Below are 17,657 nucleotides of genomic sequence, written 5' to 3'. Positions count from 1 at the left end.
TGTTGTAAATGAGCGACACTAAAAAACCACTGGGCATTACCGAGGTTGTTCTGCGTGATGCGCACCAATCCCTGTTTGCCACCCGAATGAGAATCGACGATATGCTCCCAATTGCGGAAGAGCTGGATAACGTCGGTTACTGGTCGGTGGAAACATGGGGTGGGGCGACTTTCGATTCCTGTATTCGATTCCTGGGCGAAGACCCGTGGGATCGTATTCGCGAGTTGAAAAAAGTCATGCCGAAAACGCCGCATCAAATGTTGTTCCGCGGTCAGAATATTTTGGGCTATCGCCACTACGCGGATGATGTTGTAGAAAAATTTGTTGAGCGTTGCGCGGTTAATGGTGTGGATGTGTTTCGCGTGTTTGATGCGATGAACGATATGCGCAATATCGAAACCGCATTAAAAGCCGTTAAAAAAGTTGGCAAGCATGCGCAAGGCACAATTTCGTACACCTTGAGCCCAGTCCACACGATCGAAAAATGGGTAGAGCAAGGCAAAATTATTGAAGATATGGGAGCCGATTCCATCGTCGTAAAAGATATGGCCGGCCTGATGAAACCGTACGAAGGTTATGAACTTATTAAGCAATTAAAAGCATCGTGCGATATCCCCATTCACTTCCACTGTCATGCAACCACCGGTCTGGCTCACGCAACATTAATTAAAATGGCCGAAGCCGGTGTCGATAATGTGGATACCGCGATTTCTTCTATGTCGACCACCTATGGTCACAGTCCCACCGAAACGCTGGTTGCCTCGCTGGAAGGAACGGAACGCGCAACTGGATTGGACTTGGCTCGGTTGGAAAAAATTGCACTTTACTTCCGCGAGGTTCGCAAAAAATACGCGAAGTGGGAAGGTGCTTTAAAAGGTGTGGACGTAAGAATTCTCACTGCTCAAGTACCGGGCGGTATGCTGACCAACATGGAGAGCCAGTTAAAAGAGCAGGGCGCAAGCGATCGACTGGATGAAGTGCTGGAAGAAATCCCGCGTGTGCGCAAAGATCTTGGTTATATTCCATTGGTCACACCCACGTCGCAAATTGTTGGCACCCAGGCCGTGTTAAACGTGTTGTGCGGTGAGCGCTACGGCAATATATCGAAAGAAACACGGGGTATTTTGCGCGGTGAATATGGCGCGGCTCCGTCGGAAATCAACAAAGAGTTACAGGCGCGTGTTCTTGAAGAGGGTGAATCACCCATTACCTGTCGACCAGCCGACCTGTTGAAGCCCGAACTGGAAAATCTTGCTGCAGAATTAAAAACCAAAGCCAGTGAGCAGAATATTAAATTGCACACGGGTGATAAGGAAGTTGATGACGTTCTGATTTATTCATTATTCCCGCAGGTGGGCCTCAAGTTTCTTGCCAACCGGGGTAACCCCGACGCCTTCGAACCCGCGCCAACCGGCAAAGAATCTGCCTTGGTAAAAGCTGAAAACGGCGATGAAATTTATACCGTGAACGTGGAGGGCAACGACTACACCGTGACTGTAAGTAATGGCGGTGAGTTGACCGGAATCGTACCGCTTAGCGGCGCTGGATCTGCCAGCGGAGATGCCACATCGGCACCTGTAACTGGCGACCCCGTTCCAGCCCCTCTCGCCGGGAACATTTTCCGGGTGATGGTCAGCCCGGGCCAGCAAGTGGAAGAAGGCGATACGCTGCTCGTTCTGGAGGCCATGAAAATGGAAACTCAGGTAAGTTCACCACAGGCGGGCATCATCGGCTCAATAAACGTTAAAGAAGGTGACACGGTTGCTGTTGGCGACACGCTGTTAACTATCGCCTGATAATAATAGGGGTCATCCATGGGGAATTTGTTAGGGCTCTGGCAATCGTCTGGTATCTATCATATGGATGCCGGTCAGTTTGTCATGATGCTGATTTGCTTATTGTTGCTCTTTCTCGCTATTCGAAAGGGGTTCGAACCACTGTTACTTGTGCCGATTGGCTTTGGCGGTATTCTTGCCAATATTCCCGGTGCTGGGCTCGCGATGCCTGCGGTAGAAAACGCAATTGCTGCGGGTGACCCCAAGGTGCTTGCGGATATCGCAGCGGCGCTTGGCCTGGGCACGTGGGAGTCTGCCAAAGAGCTCGTTTTGGCCTATGAAGCATCGACGCCAGCCGTACATCATGCGGCTGCAGAGTTGGCCGCAGCCGCAGGTTATACCAACGGCATGTTGTACAACTTTTATTCTGTTGCGATCGCTTCTGGTGCTGCACCGCTCATTATCTTTATGGGGGTGGGCGCAATGACCGATTTTGGGCCTTTGCTCGCGAATCCGAAAACGTTGTTCCTTGGCGCTGCCGCGCAAGTGGGTATTTTTGCGACGGTCCTAGGTGCTGTTGCCTTGTCATCGACAGGGGTGATGGACTTTTCCATTGCAGATGCCGCAGCCATTGGGATTATCGGTGGTGCTGACGGCCCGACGGCTATCTACGTTTCCAGTAAATTGGCGCCGGATCTACTGGGTGCTATTGCGGTCGCAGCCTACTCCTACATGGCGTTAGTGCCATTGATTCAGCCACCAATTATGCGTGCCCTTACCAGTGTGGACGAGCGCAAAATAGTTATGACTCAGTTGCGCACGGTTAGCCGCCGCGAAAAAATTACCTTCCCCATCTTGCTTTTGGTGTTGGTGGCTTTGGTACTGCCAGATGCTGCGCCACTACTGGGAATGTTTTGTTTTGGTAATTTGATGCGTGAATGCGGTGTGGTAGATCGCCTCTCTGACACCGCACAGAATGCGCTGATCAACATTACGACCATTTTCCTTGGGCTTTCTGTGGGCAGCAAATTGGCCGCTGATAAGTTCCTCGATCCGAAAACATTGGGTATCCTGGTGCTTGGGATCCTCGCCTTCGCTATCGGAACCGCCGCGGGCGTGTTGATGGCCAAACTGATGAACACCGTCAGCAAGCAAAAGATCAATCCACTTATTGGGTCGGCTGGCGTGTCCGCAGTTCCAATGGCCGCACGGGTATCGAACAAGGTCGGCCAGGAAGCCAATCCGCACAACTTCCTGTTAATGCACGCGATGGGGCCCAATGTTGCGGGCGTGATTGGCTCTGCGGTTGCCGCGGGTGTCATGATCTCCATTGTCAGCGCAATGCAGTAAATGTATCTTCGCAGAACCATCCCTTTCACGGGGGGTTCTGCGCCTTCAAGCCCCCTTCTTGTTTCGCTGCACGGTATCTACTTATTTACTTCCTCAAGGTTATAGGTTTCGTCAATTTTCGTTATTTTTCTATATAAACCTTAGGTTGCTTGGGTTTTCCGTGATATTCCTTTTCAACTTGCGGCGTCCATATAGTAGAATGCGCGCGTTTTTAATGTCCCCAATCCCCCTCTACGGAGTAATCTATGTATAGACGTACGAAGATTGTCGCCACCCTTGGCCCGGCAACGGATGAAGACGGTATTCTCGAAAAGCTGATAATCGCGGGTGTGAACGTTGTTCGTATGAACTTTTCTCACGGAAGCCCCGAGGATCACAAACAGCGCGCCGAGATGGTTCGCGAAATCTCCGCTCGGCATAACACCTATGTCGCGATTCTCGGTGATTTGCAAGGCCCTAAAATCCGTGTAGCTCGTTTTGCCAATGGCCCGATCCAGCTTGAGATCGGCGACCAGTTCGTACTCGATGCAGCGCTTGATCGCGATGCTGGCAACCAGAAAGAAGTGGGTATCGACTACAAAGACCTGCCACGTGATGTGAACCCAGGCGACATGCTGCTGTTGGACGATGGCCGTGTTGTGCTGAAGGTGCTTTCTGTGGACGGCACTCGAATCAGTACTGAGGTTGTTGTTGGCGGTAAGCTGTCCAACAACAAAGGGATTAACCGTCAGGGGGGCGGTTTGTCTGCACCAGCGCTGACCGACAAAGACCGTGAAGATATTAAAACTGCGGTTGAAATCGGTGTTGACTACCTGGCAGTTTCATTCCCGCGTACAGCGGATGACATGAATCTGGCGCGTCAGTTGGCTCGTGACGCTGGCGGCTCAATGTACATGGTTGCGAAAATCGAGCGTGCAGAGACTGTGGCCGATCACCAGGTTCTCGACGATGTTATTCTCGCATCTGACGCGGTAATGGTTGCTCGTGGCGATCTGGGTGTGGAAATTGGCGACGCTCAATTGATTGGCGTTCAGAAGCACATCATCGAGCGTGCGCGCACGTTGAACCGCTGTGTTATTACCGCAACCCAGATGATGGAGACGATGATTTCCAGCCCACTGCCAACCCGTGCAGAGGTTTTCGACGTAGCCAACGCAGTATTGGATGGTACTGATGCGGTTATGCTGTCTGCGGAAACTGCTGCGGGTAAATACCCTGTGCAAACGGTAGAGGCTATGGTTCGCGTTATCCGTGGCGCCGAGAAACATCCTCAAGCTGAGACTTCACCTGCCAAGCCTGAAGGTGGCTACACCGCAATTGACCAAGCGGTGGCGATGTCCGCCATGTATGCGGCACACGAGCTGCAACGGGTGAAATGTATCGCTTCTATGACCGAATCTGGCTCCACCCCGTTGCTGATGTCCCGCTACGGCGCGCGTCTGCCGATATTCGCCTTCTCCCGCAACCCCAAGACTCTGCGTCGTGCTGCGCTGTTCCGCGGTGTTCAGCCGATTCTGTTTGACAGCGATACTATTCCTCATGCCGAAACTAACGTGCGTGCTGTTGAAATTCTGCGTGAGCAAGAGAACCTGGAAGATGGCGATATGATTCTTATCTCCAAGGGCGACTATGCCAATGTTCACGGTGGTACCAACACCCTGAAAATCGTCAAGGTCGGTCAGCCGGTTTCTTAATCGAGCTTGCTGGATTCGTGTGAAAAGGTGGCCTAGGCCACCTTTTTTTGTTTAGGGATGGTTTGGCGCCGGGCGGTGCTCGTTAGCTCGCAGGAGCCTCATTGTCAGCGGCCGCCATATTGAACGCCGCTCGTATTTTCGCTTCTAGAGTGTCGATATCGACCGGTTTAACGATGTAGTCGTTTACCCCCAGTTGCACAGCTTCTTTAATGCGTGCGGCTTCTGATACGGCGGTGACCATAATGAAATGCGCGCCGCGTAGTGTATTTGACGCTTTCGCTTTTTTATAAACATCGAGCCCATTGATGTGGGGCATATCCCAGTCGCAGAGTATTAAGTCGAATGGCGACGCTTTAATCTTGTCGAATGCGGCCATTCCATCTTCGGCGTGCACAATATTTTTTACCCCAAAATCGCCCAAAACATCAATCAGCAGTTCGGCCGAATCTGCATTATCTTCGGCTATCAAAACCCTCAGGTTTTCCATTGTGATAGCGGTGCGCTTGGGCGCAGGCTTGGGTTTTGGAGGCGGTGCGGCGCGTTGTATGGCGGAGGCGAGCTTTTTGATCACACTGTCCAGCAGTTTGATCGTTTCCATATGCTCTTCGCGAGCTTTATCGTCAAGCGTCGATGTGTCCAGTTGTTTGAGCAACCAGGCTCGGCGCTGGGTCACGGTTGCGAGAACCACCCTGCATTCGGCAGCTGTCAGCATGGATGCACCCTAGAAGTGGAGTTAAGGCAAAAGTGCCTGTAATTATAGGATCAAAATCCCTTCGGCAGAGGAATTTAGTAGGGCGTCTGGCTCAAGTCGGCGGTAATAGCGCTATGCCTGCTCTGCGTTTGAACCCGTGTTGTCTGACATAAGCTTTTGCATATAGGCGTAGTAATCGTCGCTTAAGCTACGGCTGGTATCACGCCTCTCCGTGGATTTACGGCGTTTGCGATGGTAGAGATCCAGCGGCATGTTGCTGCATGGGTCAACATCCTGTCTTCTATCGTCTCCTTTGCGACGGTTAACGAAGATAAATTTAGTCTCGCTCATTGGAATGCTCGGTTTTCCTGCGTTGGTCACATGTTACTATTGCCCCATCTGGAGCGGAAATACGTCTCGATAATTAAATAGACTACATCTTAGCTCCACTTTACTCAGTTTCCAGGAGAGAGCTGTATCGAGATCAAGTCCAGCACAAATAATGCTGCCGTCATCTGACGTGTAAATAGTGTTGGGCTTCGCGAAAGAATTCATGCGCATTTAGATGCTAACCTGCTAGCGCGTTTTGCTATAAGTGTAGATCAAACATCAGCGGCGCTCCTCCCAACTTAGGGTTTTTTGTTATGGATTTTGAACAGAATATTCGCGCAAAACTTATTGAATCTTTTAGCCCGGTGTTTGTTGACGTGGTCAATGAGAGCCATGGCCACAGTGTGCCGAAAGGCTCGCAAACGCACTTCAAGGCGACATTGGTATCGCCAGCTTTCGACGGCGTCAGCCGGGTTAAGCGCCACCAGTTGGTGTACGGCACTCTCGCTAACGAGCTGTCTTCTGGTGTGCATGCGCTGGCGCTCCATCTCTATACTGAGGCGGAATGGGCTGCTCGTGCGGGTCTTGCGCCGGACTCCCCGGCTTGTGCCGGGCGCAAATAGCGGTAGACGTTCCTCCGTGTTACCGCGACCAGTGATGCAATCGGTATTACTGGTCGCGACATTTGTGATCAGTGCCGCGCATCGTTAGAATTGGCCCCCTTTTTTAATTGCATAATGTGGTTCTGATTATGTCCGATTATCTCGTCGCGGCACTTTACAAATTCGTTTCCCTCCCTAATTACGAAAGCCTTCGCGAGCCGCTTATCGATTTCTGCCAGTCTCGAGAGATAAAAGGCACCTTGTTGTTGGCTGCAGAAGGTATCAACGGGACGGTTGCGGGCACGCCAGAGGCTATCCAGGCTTTGCTGGAGGAATTGCGTCGACAACCGGGTCTTGATGCACTTGAGCACAAGGAGAGTGTCGCAACCGAGCAGCCTTTCTATCGTTTGAAAATCAAGCTCAAAAAAGAGATTGTGACGATGGGCGTGGAAGGGATTGATCCCAACCTGGTGGTGGGAACTTACGTAGCTCCTGCTGAGTGGAACGCCTTGATCTCCGACCCGGACGTTACGGTTATCGACACCCGCAACGATTATGAGTATGAAATTGGCACCTTTCGCGGTGCGGTGAACCCGAATACCCAAAGTTTTCGACAGCTGCCGCAGTACGTGGCTGAGAACCTTGATCCAAATAAGCACAAGAAAGTTGCCATGTTTTGCACCGGCGGGATTCGTTGCGAAAAGTCGACTGCGCTAATGAAACAGATGGGGTTTGAGGAGGTGTATCACCTGCAGGGCGGCATTCTGAAATATCTGGAGGAAGTGCCCGAAGGCAATAGCCTGTGGGACGGCGAATGCTTCGTGTTCGACAATCGCGTCTCGGTCAAGCATGGCCTGGAGGAGGGCAGCTACGAGTTGTGCCATGGATGCCGTTTCCCCATAAACGAAACGGATAAACAGTCTGACAAGTACATTAAAGGTGTCGCCTGTCCTCGATGCTATGACGAGCAGACGCCGGAGCAGCGGTCACGGTTTCTGGAGCGTCAAAAGCAGATGGAGCTGGCGAGCAGGAAGGGTGAGTTACACATTGGGGATCGCGCAGACATTGCTAAAAGTCGCACCACGCAAGGCGCGCCGTCCGCAGACGGAGAATGACTACGACTTTGGGTTACACGGTTTTATCGGCGCCGAGTGTGTTGGAAATTGAGGAAAAGCGCAGCAGGTTTATTTGCCTACTGTCGCCAGTGCAGAACAAAGCAGATATTCAACCTGCGCTGGATTGCGCACGCGAGCAGTATCCAGCTGCCAACCACTATTGCTGGGCGTATGTGATCGGCGATGCGAACCAGCCTATGTGGGTCGCAGCCAATGATGATGGAGAGCCTTCTGGTACGGCAGGGCGCCCGATATTGAATGTGCTCCAGCAACGGGAGGTAGGCGACATCTTAGCGGTCGTTGTTCGCTACTTTGGCGGCGTTAAGCTTGGCGCCGGCGGCCTAGTACGAGCGTATAGCAATGTTACGAGCCAAGCCTTGGATGCCGCGCAACTTAAGACTGTGTTGCCGATGACGTCGCTCACTGTGATTATCGATTACGCCCATGAAAACGTATTGCGCAATAAGCTAGCGGCACTTGGCGGCACGCTTGAAGACGTGTCTCATGCGGAGGCTGTGCGTTGTAAAGTGAGTGTGCCGAGCCAGTTCGCGGCTGAGTTTTGTACTTGGCTTACCGGACAAACCTCCGGCAAAAGCATTATCGAATCCTGATCCAGCCCCTCTGCTTTTGTGCTCATATAGTCCGTTGGGCTCCAGCTTGAACTCACTGAGCAGGGCTTGTATTTCACCGTTTTAGCCTGGGTTTAGCTATATAGCCTGTCAAAAAATTATAGCCTGTCGAAAAAATAGTAACTGCCGCTGGCATGCCGGTACTGGAATCTTGTGGCCAATTTACCTACACTGCTCACTTGATAAACAAGACGACCGGTCACATAGTGATAGATATGAGTAAACGCGAAGCTAAAAAGCTAGAGATACTGTTATCCGGCCTCGATGTTATGAAGCGCAAGGGTTACAACGGCACCAGCGTGAAAGATATTGTTGATGCGGCTGGGGTGCCAAAGGGATCTTTTTACAATTATTTTGAGAGCAAAGAAGGCTTTGCTCTGGATGCTATTGATTACGCGGCCGAGAAGAATTTTGAGTCTTGCGATAGCGTATTACGGTCGCAAAAACCGGCGGACGAGCGGGTCACCGCGTTTTTCGCAAACGGTGTGCTCAAAGCGTGTGAGTGCGATTTTAAGGTGGGTTGCTTTTTGGGCAACATGTGTCAGGAGATGGCGGATTCCAGTGATCTCATACGCGTGCGTTTGAAGCGTGTGTTAGATCGTCAGACCGAGATGATTAAAACTGCCCTTATGGAGGGTGGGATGGTGGAATCTGATGCTGCGGTGCGCGCGGAATTCCTATTTAACTCCTGGGAGGGAGCTTTGATGCGGGCAAAATCCTCCCAAAGCCGTGCGCCTTTGGATGCATTCATGGCGGTAATACCCTCTATTCTGGCGCATTGATTTAAAAGTGTGTATTTCGGTATCACTTTAATTTGATTATCGTTGTGTTTTAATCCCCTCAACGTCACAACAGCTCGAGTGTGAGAGTTAAATCACCGAACGAGCGATGTGTATTCGGCATCAGGCCGACTTCAATTTATCGGGCGCTTCTGCCTGCGTGAATCCGTAAATTTATCGATCATCATCTTTTGACCGGTAGGTCACAATGATGAATAAGACGACTGGTCATATAAAACAAGACGACCGGTCATTTTGGAGTGGTTATGACAGTATCAATCTCGAATAAGGCGCTGGGAATCAAGCGCACGCTGACTAGTTTCGGGGTGTTGTTGATGCTAGCGACATGGGTGTCCCATGCGGCAGCAACCAACGCGGTAACTCCGCCGGAGGAGCAGTCCGCTCGTTTAAATGCCGCCGATGGGCGATTACTCAGTGAGCGGGGGCGTTGGTATCTCTCTTTTGACAACGATCTCTTTGCACCGAAAAACCGTGATCAGGACTATACCTATGGGATTAATTTCGCGTACACGTCTGATTCTATCGGCAGGTATCCACTCCCAGCGCTGCTCTCGCAATTAGATGACTCCCTGGGTTTGGAAGGCGCACGCAGAGCAAAAACGCTGGAGTTCGGGTTGTACGGCTTTACGCCGGCCAATGTGGAGTCGAGTGAAGCCGATCAAGACGATCGGCCCTATGCGAGCCTCGTGTATGTATCGACAAGCAGCGAGAGTATGGACTGGGAGAACCAAGTGGTGCTTCGGTCGCAGTTGACCCTGGGTATGCTCGGGCTTGACCTGGTCGGTAACGTTCAAAATCTAACTCACCGCGCGACAAACGGGACGGAAGCGGGTGGTTGGTCGCACCAGATTTCTGATGGCGGTGAACCTACGTTTCGCTACAGTCTGGCTCGGCAACAGCTGGTTGAAACCGGGCTGCTCCACACGGAGCTGAAACATACGCTGGCGGCATCGGTGGGTTACCTGACAGAAGTGTCATGGAGTTTGGGTGTCCGCACAGGGAACATCAGCACCACCTGGCACAGCTTTAAGCCGGAGGTGAAAAATTATGCGGAGTCGCTGGCGAGCCAAAAAAGTAAAACCCCGGAAAATTATTTTTGGGCGGGAATCAGTGTGAAAGCGCGTGCATACAATGCCTTTTTACAAGGCCAGTTCCGCGAAAGCGATGTGGTGTACACCTACGATGAGTTGAGGCCATTCGTGCTTGAAGCCTGGGCTGGATATACCCACGAATTCGCCAGTGGCTACCACATCAACTATGGCTTGCGCGGGCACACCTCGGAAATTCGCGAGGGCAAAGGGGACCGCAATGTTATTTGGGGCGGAATCATGGTGGGGAAAAGTTTGATTTAATTCGACGGAGTACGTTGGATACGGGGCTGAAATTCTGACGATAGTTTAGGTAGTAGTTGCGTAAGCTGACCACAACTTTACTTGGATATAGCACAATAGACGTTTGTTTCTTGAATATGTGCGGTGATACATGAGTTTTGAATCCAGTGCCGAGCGAATTGTCCGATGCTGCTGTGAGGCTATAGCGCAAGGAGAAGAGTCCCTTTGGCTGACCACGGTGTTGCGCACATGGGGCAGTTCTCCACGACCACCAGGTGCGATGATGTTGTGGTCGCCATCGACAGGCGCGGTAGGTTCCGTATCTGGCGGATGTGTGGAAGAGGACATGTTTGCCAGATTTAATCACGGCCAATTTTCGCGCAGCAAGCCCAGCCGTTTCATCTATGGGGGTGAGCAGCCCTCCGGCGGAGCGCCCATCCAGTTGCCCTGCGGTGGTGAGCTTGAGCTGCTAATAGAGCCTATAACTAGTGATCAAGAGGCCTATTGGGAGGCTCTGGCGCAGCGTCTTCTGGCGCGAAAGCCCGTATGGCGCTCCGTCGACCTGGTGACTGGCCAGTGGCAGCTCGCCAGCGAGGGTGCGCCAGAATCTGCTGAAACGCTTATCTCTATTTTGTTAGGGCCAACTCGCAAATTATTAATTATTGGCGCCAATGCGGTTGCAGCATGCCTGGCGGATATGGCACGTGGGTTGGATTTTTATGTGGAAGTGTGCGATCCGGGCGAGATAACTGACCCTGTGTTCCGCAGTGGTGAACATCGATTGCGGAAAACCTACCCTGACGGCTTTATCGCGCGGGAGTTCAGCGATGCGAACTGTGCGATAGTCGCTGTTTCCCACGATCCCAGATTGGACGATATGGCTTTGCTGGAAGCACTACCCGGCAATGCTTTTTATATTGGCGCTATGGGTTCTATGCAGTCGTCAATTGCTCGACGTGACCGCTTGCTGAGCCTTGATATCTCTGCGTCGCAACTTCAGAAGCTGCGCGCACCGATTGGTATTGATATCGGGAGTAAAACCCCGCAGGAAATTGCGCTCAGTATTGCCGCAGATCTTGTCAGTCACTATCGGTTGGCGTCGCCAGAGATTGGCAGACATCAATGACAGATGTACAAATACTGGTGCTGGCAGCAGGCCGATCCTCGCGTTTTGGCAGTCAGAAGCTGCTTCACCCGTTAAACCCGTCGAACTCAGTCTTGGGTGAGACCCTGACTCAGCTTGCAATTTTAGACGCCTCTGTCGCGGTGGTTTGCTCACCGGATAATCCGGGTGTTATAGATCTTGGCAAAGTTTTTGGCTGTGAGAGTCTGGTGTTCCCGAAGGTATCTCCAGGATTGGGCGACTCGATTGCCTTCGGCGTAAGCAAAACATCACCCAAGCAAGGGTGGCTGGTTTGCCTGGCTGATATGCCCTGGATCAAAGCCGCAACCTACGCAAAAATTGTTGCCCGCGCACGAGGTTCTGCTGAGCAAAACTCCGCGATAGTGGCGCCACAGTTTCACGGGCAGCGTGGACACCCGGTATTTTTTGGCGTTAACTATCGAAATTTACTCGAACGATTGACTGGGGATACAGGCGCGAAATCTATTCTGGAAAATCATTCTGCCGCAGTGAATTTTTACGAACTGGATGACCCTGGGATATTGCGCGATGTCGACGTGCCATCAGACATTCGATGATTATCGGGCTCCCGTGTTTGCTCAAATATCAATTCAACCAGCCCTTGGCGCATGCCTGTACTAAACAAGTGCGTGCCGCAGATACGCCAACCAGGAATTAATTTCATAATTGCTGACGTGGTAAGCGCTGGCGTTTCGCGATCGACCTTACGTACCTCCTGCACGCGGTATCGGTTGGCCGCGGTGATCGTAAATTTAAGGGGATACTCCGGTATTTTATTGCCCAAATAAGATAGAACTATCAGCTTGGTGCCATTGTGGCAATGGGCCTCCAAGCGCTCACCTATGGCTCTGAGTTGATGGATATCGCAAAAATTCAGTGAATCCCAAAATACAACGGCATCGAAAACAAGATTATTTTTAAAACGTAATGCCTGATCACTAATGCCAGAGGGTTGGGCCACTTTATCTGCCCGCTGGGTGTAGTTTCGCCAGCGGAGCGATGATGCTAAATCCTCCGTGTACACCTCGTTAAATCGAGACCGCCAAAAGTCCATATTGTGTGAAGACTTGCTTCCCAGATCGAGTATTTTTGACTCTGGCGTAACTTGCTTAAGCAACCATTCCAGAGATGGCGAATAAAACGTGTTGTCTTCTACGATTTTGTCTTTTGAATTTTTAAGTGCAGATTGAAGTGCGGCTGACGTGGTTATTTCCGTGCTGGCAATAAATTGCTTGCGTTGCGATACGTCTGGTTGAAAACGCATAACTTGTTCACTTATTCCGCGAAGCATGCCGTTTTCGTTCATCAAGTTATTGTGCAGATAGTAATCTGGTAATTTTTTTAACAGCTGCGCGGTTTGATGGTTCGGTATTTTTCGTGGTGCAAGGTTCGTTACGGTTAACTCCACGTGATATTGGTCAATAATTTGAAATCTCGCCGGTTGCGGTGGAATGTTTTTACCCAGGTAGCGAATTGCATGCATCAAGGTGTTGGGATGGCACCAATTGTTTAGTTTGAGGAAAAGTGCTCCAATCTCGTCAAGAGAGAGGTAATTGAGTATATCCCAAGTGAGAATGACCTCAAATTTTTCGTTGGGGGCATGGTTGAGTAAGTAGTTGTCTAATTCGGCTGCAAATCCTGAAGCCCGGTTGGTGTCAGGTTCCTGAATAAAATCATTGAAATTTTCGAAATGAACCTTGCAGCTAAGTTTGGAAAAAAAATTAAAGTTGGCCGCGACCATCGGCCCCAGATCAAGAATTCGATTCTTACTTGAGGATTTGATTTCGTTGTAAACGGCAGTGAGTCCCGGTGCCCGGTGTCGCATGGCTTCTTCTTACAAGAAACACCAGCTCAATGATCGAGCTGGTGTTGATCGGGAAAAATCAGGCTGGATCCGAAGGCTTTGGTTTCTCCGCTGGAGCTGGTGCAGGGTCGGCGGGTGGCGTTTGCCTACTCGAGGAATTGGACAGCGAAATACTGGTGATTCCCTGTAATTTATCTTTATGCTGATCTACGTCCATATCAATGGACCCGCGGAATTTTGCGCCATCTTCGAGAATTACGCGCTCAGCTACCACATTGCCTCTAACATCACTGGATTTAAGAATGGAAATGCGTTCTTGTCCGAATAAATCGCCTTCTACTGTGCCTTCAATGGTCACGGTTTTGGCTAAAACATTAGCGCGTACCGTTCCTTCAGCACCAATAATCAGTGAATGGTTTTTTAAATCGATAGTGCCGTCCACTTGCCCCTGGATGAGCAAGTCCTCTTCGCCGACCAATTCACCTTTAAAACGAATTTTAGAGCCAATTACGGCTCTTGGCGCATCGTTTGAACCCAGTGGAGGGCGTGAATGTGAATGAGGGTCGCTGGAGGGAGTTGGCATGTTGGGGGAGGGTGGGGACAAAGGGCTGGCCGTCATGAAATCACCTTTAGGTCTGTCGCTGGAAGGTTTATTGGTATCACTACTTTTGAAACCGCGCATTAAACATCGTCTCCTGACAACGGTTGGCTACTATTAACGCTCATTTTTTCGTGGTAACTGGAGTAGCCGCGATCTAGGATTGCCTTTAGCCATTCAGGCTGTAACTCTGCTTGTGCTGGAACTCTTGTTAACGGGGACTTTCAAATCAAACCGCGCGGCACTTAAGCTCGAAATACTGTGACTAATTAGATATACGACATTTACCTACGAAAAAATGAACGTTACTAGGCTCCAATCTAGTTATGGAAGCTTAAAATTTTGATACAACCTATTTACAGCCAATCCTGGCCAACCTTTCCAGCAGCTGTCGCTGGAGCTTCATGCTTGCATAAGCCTATCTTTAGCAACGCTGGCCCAATAGTCAACGAAAAATTCCTATTCTTGCGACTGGCATGCGAAAACCTGATCGGTATTCGTCATTAAATACATTAGCGTTGAATTTTCAGGCGTGTGAGCAGCATTCGTTAAAAAAGCCATGTTAATACCGCTTTCTTACAGTTTTAACGCGTTTTTATTTAATATCTTAATATCGCAATGCTCGTATAGCCGAGTTCACTATTTTTCTAGGGCCTCACAATTGTATTGAGCAGCGAATAGCTGCGATCTAATTGACGACGTTTGGCTGGGCATTGCCAGATAAGTGGCGTGAAAAATTGAAGATAGGCGCAACCAAGTATTTAGTCGTGTACGACGGAATAAATAGTCATGCGTATTTTAATCACTTAGCAGATGATATTTTTTTAGTTTGCCGCGAAGCTGATGATAGCTCAGGCGTAATAATTTCGCGGCTTCACGTTGATTAAACTGCGCTTTTTGCAACGCTGCACGCAAACAGTCCTTTTCCTGTTGTTGCAAATGCTCCTGGATGTCGAGCGGGAAATGATGAACGCTGGGCTGGGGGTCTCCAGGCCCCACAATTGGTGCCGATTCAACCTGCGGGATAGTGTGCTGCTGGGGTACCCCTTTGGAATGAGGTTCGAGTGGTGCGTAAGGCGAATCAAATGGGTCAAACAAAATATCTTCGATAGGATCTTCGTTGTCACCGTGGCGGTAAATGCTACGTTCTATCACATTTTTGAGTTCACGAACGTTCCCCGGCCATTGATACTCTTCAAGCAACATACGCGCTTCATGGGTGAATCCGGTGAAAAGCGGGCGATGAAGCTCCTTACACATGTTCAGCGCATAGTGTTCAGCAAGTAACACAATGTCCTCTTGCCGCGCCCGCAATGGTGGCAGCGTAACTACGTCGAACGCGAGCCGGTCGAGCAGGTCGTGGCGAAACCGCCCTTTATCCGCGAGCGTGGGTAAGTGTTCATTGGTCGCCGCGACCAGGCGGACATCCACGTCTATAGTGCTTGATCCACCGAGACGTTCGAACTCGCCATATTCGATAAACCGCAGGAGCTTTTCCTGGGTTTGTAGTGACATGGTTGCCAACTCGTCCAAAAACAGCGTTCCACCATCGGCGCGTTCAAAGCGGCCAATGTGCTTTTTACTTGCTCCCGTAAAGGCTCCAGCTTCGTGACCAAAGAGCTCTGATTCTAAAAGTTCCTGGTTGAGCGCAGCGCAATTCATTTTGACCAGCGGCCGACTCCAGCGCTCGGACAAAAAATGCAGTCGTTCAGCAATCAGCTCCTTGCCCGTGCCTCGCTCACCAACCACCAACACAGGACGATTGAGTGAGGTCAGGTGCGATACCTGCTCGAGTACCTCCAGAAAGCTATTGGATTCGCCGATGAGTGTTTTGGTACGGGGGTTGGCCATATTTGCTACCAGTTGGTCTATTAGGCCAAATAATAGCAGTACGCTGCGAATAGAAAAACTGTTGTTTCGTCTGCTTTGTAAAAAATCTTTTATAATCAATAGCTTAAATGAACGTGATTAGTTGGCACGGATACTGATATAGGTTACACCATACTCACATTTGAACGGGTATACACTGTTACTTAACGCCAAGGAGAAAGAGATTATGGGCATTTTTTCCCGATTCTCAGACATCATAAATTCAAATATAAATGCACTCCTCGACAAGGCCGAAGATCCAGAGAAGATGGTACGCCTGATCATCCAAGAGATGGAAGAGACGCTGGTTGAGGTGCGAACGGTTTCCGCGAAAGCGATTGCCGACAAGAAAGAGCTGCTGCGCCGTAAGCAATGGCTAATGGATCAGTCCGAAACCTGGGAGGAAAAGGCCGAACTGGCCATTCAGAAAGGCCGAGAGGATCTCGCCAAAGGTGCTCTGGCTGAAAAGCTGCGGTTTATCAACGATGCCAGTCAGGTGGATACGGAGCTGGAGATTATCGAGGAAAACCTTCTTTCACTGGAAAATGAAATTACGCAGCTGCAAAATAAAATAGCGGAAGCAAAAGCGCGCCAAAAATCGCTCGTTTCGCGCCGCCAGACTGCCGACTCCAAGCTGAAAGTCCGTATGGTGATTCGCGGTGGTTCGGTGGACGAGAAGCTCTCTAAGCTGGAAGGCTACGAGCGCAAGCTCGATGAGCTCGAAGGCAAGGTAGAGTCTTACGACCTGGGCAAAAAATCGCTTGCCGAAGAAATAGAGCAGCTGGCGAAAGATGAGGAAATCGAGGCACAACTCGCTGCGCTTCGCGAAAAGGTTAAAACAAAAACTGAAAACAATTAAGGGATACCGGGATGCTACACCAAATTGCCAGCTCGCTTGAGGCGCCACTTATTCTCTTCTGTATATTCGTTGCCCCTACGTGGATCTACATGCACTACAAACACAAGGGGAAGTCGGTTCAGTCCGAAACAATAGTGGCAGACACGAAGAAAATAGAGGAGCTTCTCGCCATGGCGGATCGCATGGAAGCGAGAATGCACACACTGGAGTCGATTCTGGATAAACAGGACCCCAACTGGAGGCACGAGGTATGAGTGAGTTTTTTCGTAAAAACCGCAAGTTGTATCGCAACCGCCAAAAGGGCGTTATAGGTGGGGTGTGTGCAGGGCTGGCAGACTATTTCGAGGTCGACGTCAAGTTAGTACGGATATGTGCAATTGTCTGTTTGATCTTTACGTTGCAAGTGGCTTTTATTGCCTACTGGGTGGGGTACTTTGTTCTCGATGTGGATCCTAATTCACTAAAGAACAAAAGCGGCAAGCTGGATGCGCGGCTCCATTCCACTCATGAACGCAATGCGGTGTATAACGGTATCCATGATCGCTTTAGCAAGGTGGAGGAGCGTTTACGTCGCCTGGAGGCGTACGTTACTTCACCTAGTTTTAAACTCAGCGATGAAATTAACAAGCTTTAGTTTTCCCGGAAAATAACGGCGTAGCGGTAGGTATATTGCACTGCCGCTACGCAATTAATGAATATTCGGCCTCAGTATCAGATGGTCGTGCACGGAGAACCATGCCATGGGACGAGAATCGGCATCAGTGGGAAGAGCACTCATAAAAGGAATTAGCATCGCGACAGTTGCGACCGTCGTTTTACCGGTAATTCTATTCTTGGGGTTACATCTGTTAACCGGTTCTGGAGACTTTCTGCAGGCGTTCCAGTCCGCCAGTTTACGTGGCGGAGATCTGTTGAGCGTGCTCTTGGTACTTAACTTCGTATTGGTTTTTCTCGGATTGTCTGTACCAGAAATCACCCGCCTGTCGCAGAGGGGGTCTTGTTAGTTAATTTTTGAGAGCCCCTCTCTGGCGCGTAGCGCTTTCGGTCCGACGGAGGCTTGCGCCGG

The 17,657-nt window shown here is 50.4% G+C and carries 19 protein-coding genes; 14 read left to right on the top strand and 5 right to left on the bottom strand.

Going from position 1 to position 17,657, the window contains the following annotated elements; translation table 11 throughout:
- Nucleotides 1-8 precede the first annotated feature (8 nt).
- From oadA to pyk, 3 genes are all read left to right on the top strand, one after another.
- Nucleotides 9-1,796 carry a sodium-extruding oxaloacetate decarboxylase subunit alpha gene (oadA, locus tag TERTU_RS12300; RefSeq protein WP_015818775.1) on the top strand — a complete coding sequence of 596 codons (1,788 nt, stop codon included), beginning with the start codon at nt 9-11 and terminating at the stop codon, nt 1,794-1,796.
- A gap of 18 nt (nt 1,797-1,814) precedes the next feature.
- A complete protein-coding gene (locus tag TERTU_RS12295; protein ID WP_015819480.1) occupies nt 1,815-3,125 on the top strand; it encodes a sodium ion-translocating decarboxylase subunit beta in 1,311 nt (436 codons plus the stop codon).
- 245 nt (nt 3,126-3,370) lie between these two features.
- A complete protein-coding gene (pyk, locus tag TERTU_RS12290) occupies nt 3,371-4,819 on the top strand; it encodes a pyruvate kinase (protein ID WP_015817576.1) in 1,449 nt (482 codons plus the stop codon).
- A gap of 82 nt (nt 4,820-4,901) precedes the next feature.
- Here the strand turns inward: pyk and TERTU_RS12285 are convergent, their stop codons facing one another.
- Both TERTU_RS12285 and TERTU_RS21815 read right to left on the bottom strand, forming a co-directional pair.
- Entirely contained in the window at nt 4,902-5,531 is a 630-nt protein-coding gene (locus TERTU_RS12285; protein ID WP_015817239.1) for a response regulator, read from the bottom strand.
- Between the two features lie 111 nt (nt 5,532-5,642).
- Nucleotides 5,643-5,861: a hypothetical protein gene (locus tag TERTU_RS21815; RefSeq protein ID WP_019602837.1), complete on the bottom strand. Its 219-nt coding sequence runs from the start codon at nt 5,859-5,861 to the stop codon at nt 5,643-5,645.
- A gap of 293 nt (nt 5,862-6,154) precedes the next feature.
- Between TERTU_RS21815 and TERTU_RS12280 the strand changes: the two genes are divergently transcribed.
- The 7 genes from TERTU_RS12280 to TERTU_RS12250 all read left to right on the top strand — a co-directional run bounded on the left by TERTU_RS12280 (nt 6,155) and on the right by TERTU_RS12250 (nt 12,018).
- On the top strand, nt 6,155-6,463 hold the full coding sequence (locus TERTU_RS12280) for a BolA family protein (protein WP_015816987.1): 309 nt from the start codon (nt 6,155-6,157) through the stop codon (nt 6,461-6,463).
- A gap of 128 nt (nt 6,464-6,591) precedes the next feature.
- Entirely contained in the window at nt 6,592-7,557 is a 966-nt protein-coding gene (gene trhO / locus TERTU_RS12275) for an oxygen-dependent tRNA uridine(34) hydroxylase TrhO (protein ID WP_015817444.1), read from the top strand.
- The gene (locus TERTU_RS12270; RefSeq protein ID WP_015817000.1) at nt 7,554-8,168 is read left to right on the top strand and encodes a YigZ family protein; all 615 of its coding nucleotides are present in this window, start codon (nt 7,554-7,556) and stop codon (nt 8,166-8,168) included. The genes trhO and TERTU_RS12270 overlap by 4 nt, the downstream gene beginning before the upstream one ends.
- 233 nt (nt 8,169-8,401) lie before the next feature.
- Entirely contained in the window at nt 8,402-8,968 is a 567-nt protein-coding gene (locus TERTU_RS12265; RefSeq protein ID WP_041590422.1) for a TetR/AcrR family transcriptional regulator, read from the top strand.
- Between the two features lie 263 nt (nt 8,969-9,231).
- Nucleotides 9,232-10,338 carry a lipid A deacylase LpxR family protein gene (locus TERTU_RS12260; protein WP_015817819.1) on the top strand — a complete coding sequence of 369 codons (1,107 nt, stop codon included), beginning with the start codon at nt 9,232-9,234 and terminating at the stop codon, nt 10,336-10,338.
- A gap of 130 nt (nt 10,339-10,468) precedes the next feature.
- Nucleotides 10,469-11,443, top strand: coding sequence for an XdhC family protein (locus TERTU_RS12255; RefSeq protein ID WP_015819907.1), 975 nt, complete (start codon nt 10,469-10,471; stop codon nt 11,441-11,443).
- The gene (locus TERTU_RS12250) at nt 11,440-12,018 is read left to right on the top strand and encodes a nucleotidyltransferase family protein (RefSeq protein ID WP_041590225.1); all 579 of its coding nucleotides are present in this window, start codon (nt 11,440-11,442) and stop codon (nt 12,016-12,018) included. The genes TERTU_RS12255 and TERTU_RS12250 overlap by 4 nt, the downstream gene beginning before the upstream one ends.
- On the opposite strand, the gene TERTU_RS12245 is transcribed toward TERTU_RS12250, so the two are convergent.
- The 3 genes from TERTU_RS12245 to pspF all read right to left on the bottom strand — a co-directional run bounded on the left by TERTU_RS12245 (nt 11,958) and on the right by pspF (nt 15,714).
- On the bottom strand, nt 11,958-13,286 hold the full coding sequence (locus tag TERTU_RS12245; protein WP_015819338.1) for a hypothetical protein: 1,329 nt from the start codon (nt 13,284-13,286) through the stop codon (nt 11,958-11,960). The genes TERTU_RS12250 and TERTU_RS12245 overlap by 61 nt on opposite strands.
- Nucleotides 13,287-13,344: 58 nt before the next feature.
- A complete protein-coding gene (locus tag TERTU_RS12240; RefSeq protein ID WP_018015654.1) occupies nt 13,345-13,947 on the bottom strand; it encodes a bactofilin family protein in 603 nt (200 codons plus the stop codon).
- Nucleotides 13,948-14,661: 714 nt separating this feature from the next.
- The gene (pspF, locus tag TERTU_RS12235; RefSeq protein WP_041590421.1) at nt 14,662-15,714 is read right to left on the bottom strand and encodes a phage shock protein operon transcriptional activator; all 1,053 of its coding nucleotides are present in this window, start codon (nt 15,712-15,714) and stop codon (nt 14,662-14,664) included.
- 205 nt (nt 15,715-15,919) lie between these two features.
- Here pspF and pspA point away from each other — a divergent pair, with 205 nt between their 5' ends.
- The 4 genes from pspA (at nt 15,920) to TERTU_RS12215 (ending at nt 17,595) form a co-directional block, all read left to right on the top strand.
- Nucleotides 15,920-16,591 (top strand): phage shock protein PspA, encoded by a 672-nt coding sequence (pspA, locus tag TERTU_RS12230; RefSeq protein WP_015818717.1) that lies wholly within the window; start codon nt 15,920-15,922, stop codon nt 16,589-16,591.
- 11 nt (nt 16,592-16,602) lie between these two features.
- Nucleotides 16,603-16,845 carry an envelope stress response membrane protein PspB gene (gene pspB / locus TERTU_RS12225; protein WP_018015653.1) on the top strand — a complete coding sequence of 81 codons (243 nt, stop codon included), beginning with the start codon at nt 16,603-16,605 and terminating at the stop codon, nt 16,843-16,845.
- Nucleotides 16,842-17,225, top strand: a complete 384-nt coding sequence (pspC, locus tag TERTU_RS12220; RefSeq protein WP_015818346.1) for an envelope stress response membrane protein PspC — start codon at nt 16,842-16,844, stop codon at nt 17,223-17,225. The genes pspB and pspC overlap by 4 nt, the downstream gene beginning before the upstream one ends.
- A 106-nt stretch (nt 17,226-17,331) precedes the next feature.
- On the top strand, nt 17,332-17,595 hold the full coding sequence (locus TERTU_RS12215; RefSeq protein WP_041590224.1) for a hypothetical protein: 264 nt from the start codon (nt 17,332-17,334) through the stop codon (nt 17,593-17,595).
- The last annotated feature ends 62 nt before the right edge of the window (nt 17,596-17,657 follow it).

Source organism: Teredinibacter turnerae T7901 (assembly GCF_000023025.1).
Classification (GTDB): domain Bacteria; phylum Pseudomonadota; class Gammaproteobacteria; order Pseudomonadales; family Cellvibrionaceae; genus Teredinibacter; species Teredinibacter turnerae_B.
This window is presented reverse-complemented; position numbering and strand designations above follow the sequence as displayed.

Bases quoted from the DNA above. Each gene is read 5' to 3' on its own strand.
- TERTU_RS21815 (WP_019602837.1), bottom strand. From the start codon at position 5,861: ATGAGCGAGACTAAATTTATCTTCGTTAACCGTCGCAAAGGAGACGAT.
- trhO (WP_015817444.1), top strand. From the start codon at position 6,592: ATGTCCGATTATCTCGTCGCGGCACTTTACAAATTCGTTTCCCTCCCT.
- pspF (WP_041590421.1), bottom strand. From the start codon at position 15,714: ATGGCCAACCCCCGTACCAAAACACTCATCGGCGAATCCAATAGCTTT.
- TERTU_RS12245 (WP_015819338.1), bottom strand. From the start codon at position 13,286: ATGCGACACCGGGCACCGGGACTCACTGCCGTTTACAACGAAATCAAA.
- TERTU_RS12265 (WP_041590422.1), top strand. From the start codon at position 8,402: ATGAGTAAACGCGAAGCTAAAAAGCTAGAGATACTGTTATCCGGCCTC.
- TERTU_RS12270 (WP_015817000.1), top strand. From the start codon at position 7,554: ATGACTACGACTTTGGGTTACACGGTTTTATCGGCGCCGAGTGTGTTG.
- TERTU_RS12240 (WP_018015654.1), bottom strand. From the start codon at position 13,947: ATGCGCGGTTTCAAAAGTAGTGATACCAATAAACCTTCCAGCGACAGA.
- oadA (WP_015818775.1), top strand. From the start codon at position 9: ATGAGCGACACTAAAAAACCACTGGGCATTACCGAGGTTGTTCTGCGT.
- TERTU_RS12285 (WP_015817239.1), bottom strand. From the start codon at position 5,531: ATGCTGACAGCTGCCGAATGCAGGGTGGTTCTCGCAACCGTGACCCAG.
- pyk (WP_015817576.1), top strand. From the start codon at position 3,371: ATGTATAGACGTACGAAGATTGTCGCCACCCTTGGCCCGGCAACGGAT.
- TERTU_RS12250 (WP_041590225.1), top strand. From the start codon at position 11,440: ATGACAGATGTACAAATACTGGTGCTGGCAGCAGGCCGATCCTCGCGT.
- TERTU_RS12260 (WP_015817819.1), top strand. From the start codon at position 9,232: ATGACAGTATCAATCTCGAATAAGGCGCTGGGAATCAAGCGCACGCTG.
- pspC (WP_015818346.1), top strand. From the start codon at position 16,842: ATGAGTGAGTTTTTTCGTAAAAACCGCAAGTTGTATCGCAACCGCCAA.
- pspA (WP_015818717.1), top strand. From the start codon at position 15,920: ATGGGCATTTTTTCCCGATTCTCAGACATCATAAATTCAAATATAAAT.
- TERTU_RS12280 (WP_015816987.1), top strand. From the start codon at position 6,155: ATGGATTTTGAACAGAATATTCGCGCAAAACTTATTGAATCTTTTAGC.
- TERTU_RS12255 (WP_015819907.1), top strand. From the start codon at position 10,469: ATGAGTTTTGAATCCAGTGCCGAGCGAATTGTCCGATGCTGCTGTGAG.
- TERTU_RS12295 (WP_015819480.1), top strand. From the start codon at position 1,815: ATGGGGAATTTGTTAGGGCTCTGGCAATCGTCTGGTATCTATCATATG.
- TERTU_RS12215 (WP_041590224.1), top strand. From the start codon at position 17,332: ATGGGACGAGAATCGGCATCAGTGGGAAGAGCACTCATAAAAGGAATT.
- pspB (WP_018015653.1), top strand. From the start codon at position 16,603: ATGCTACACCAAATTGCCAGCTCGCTTGAGGCGCCACTTATTCTCTTC.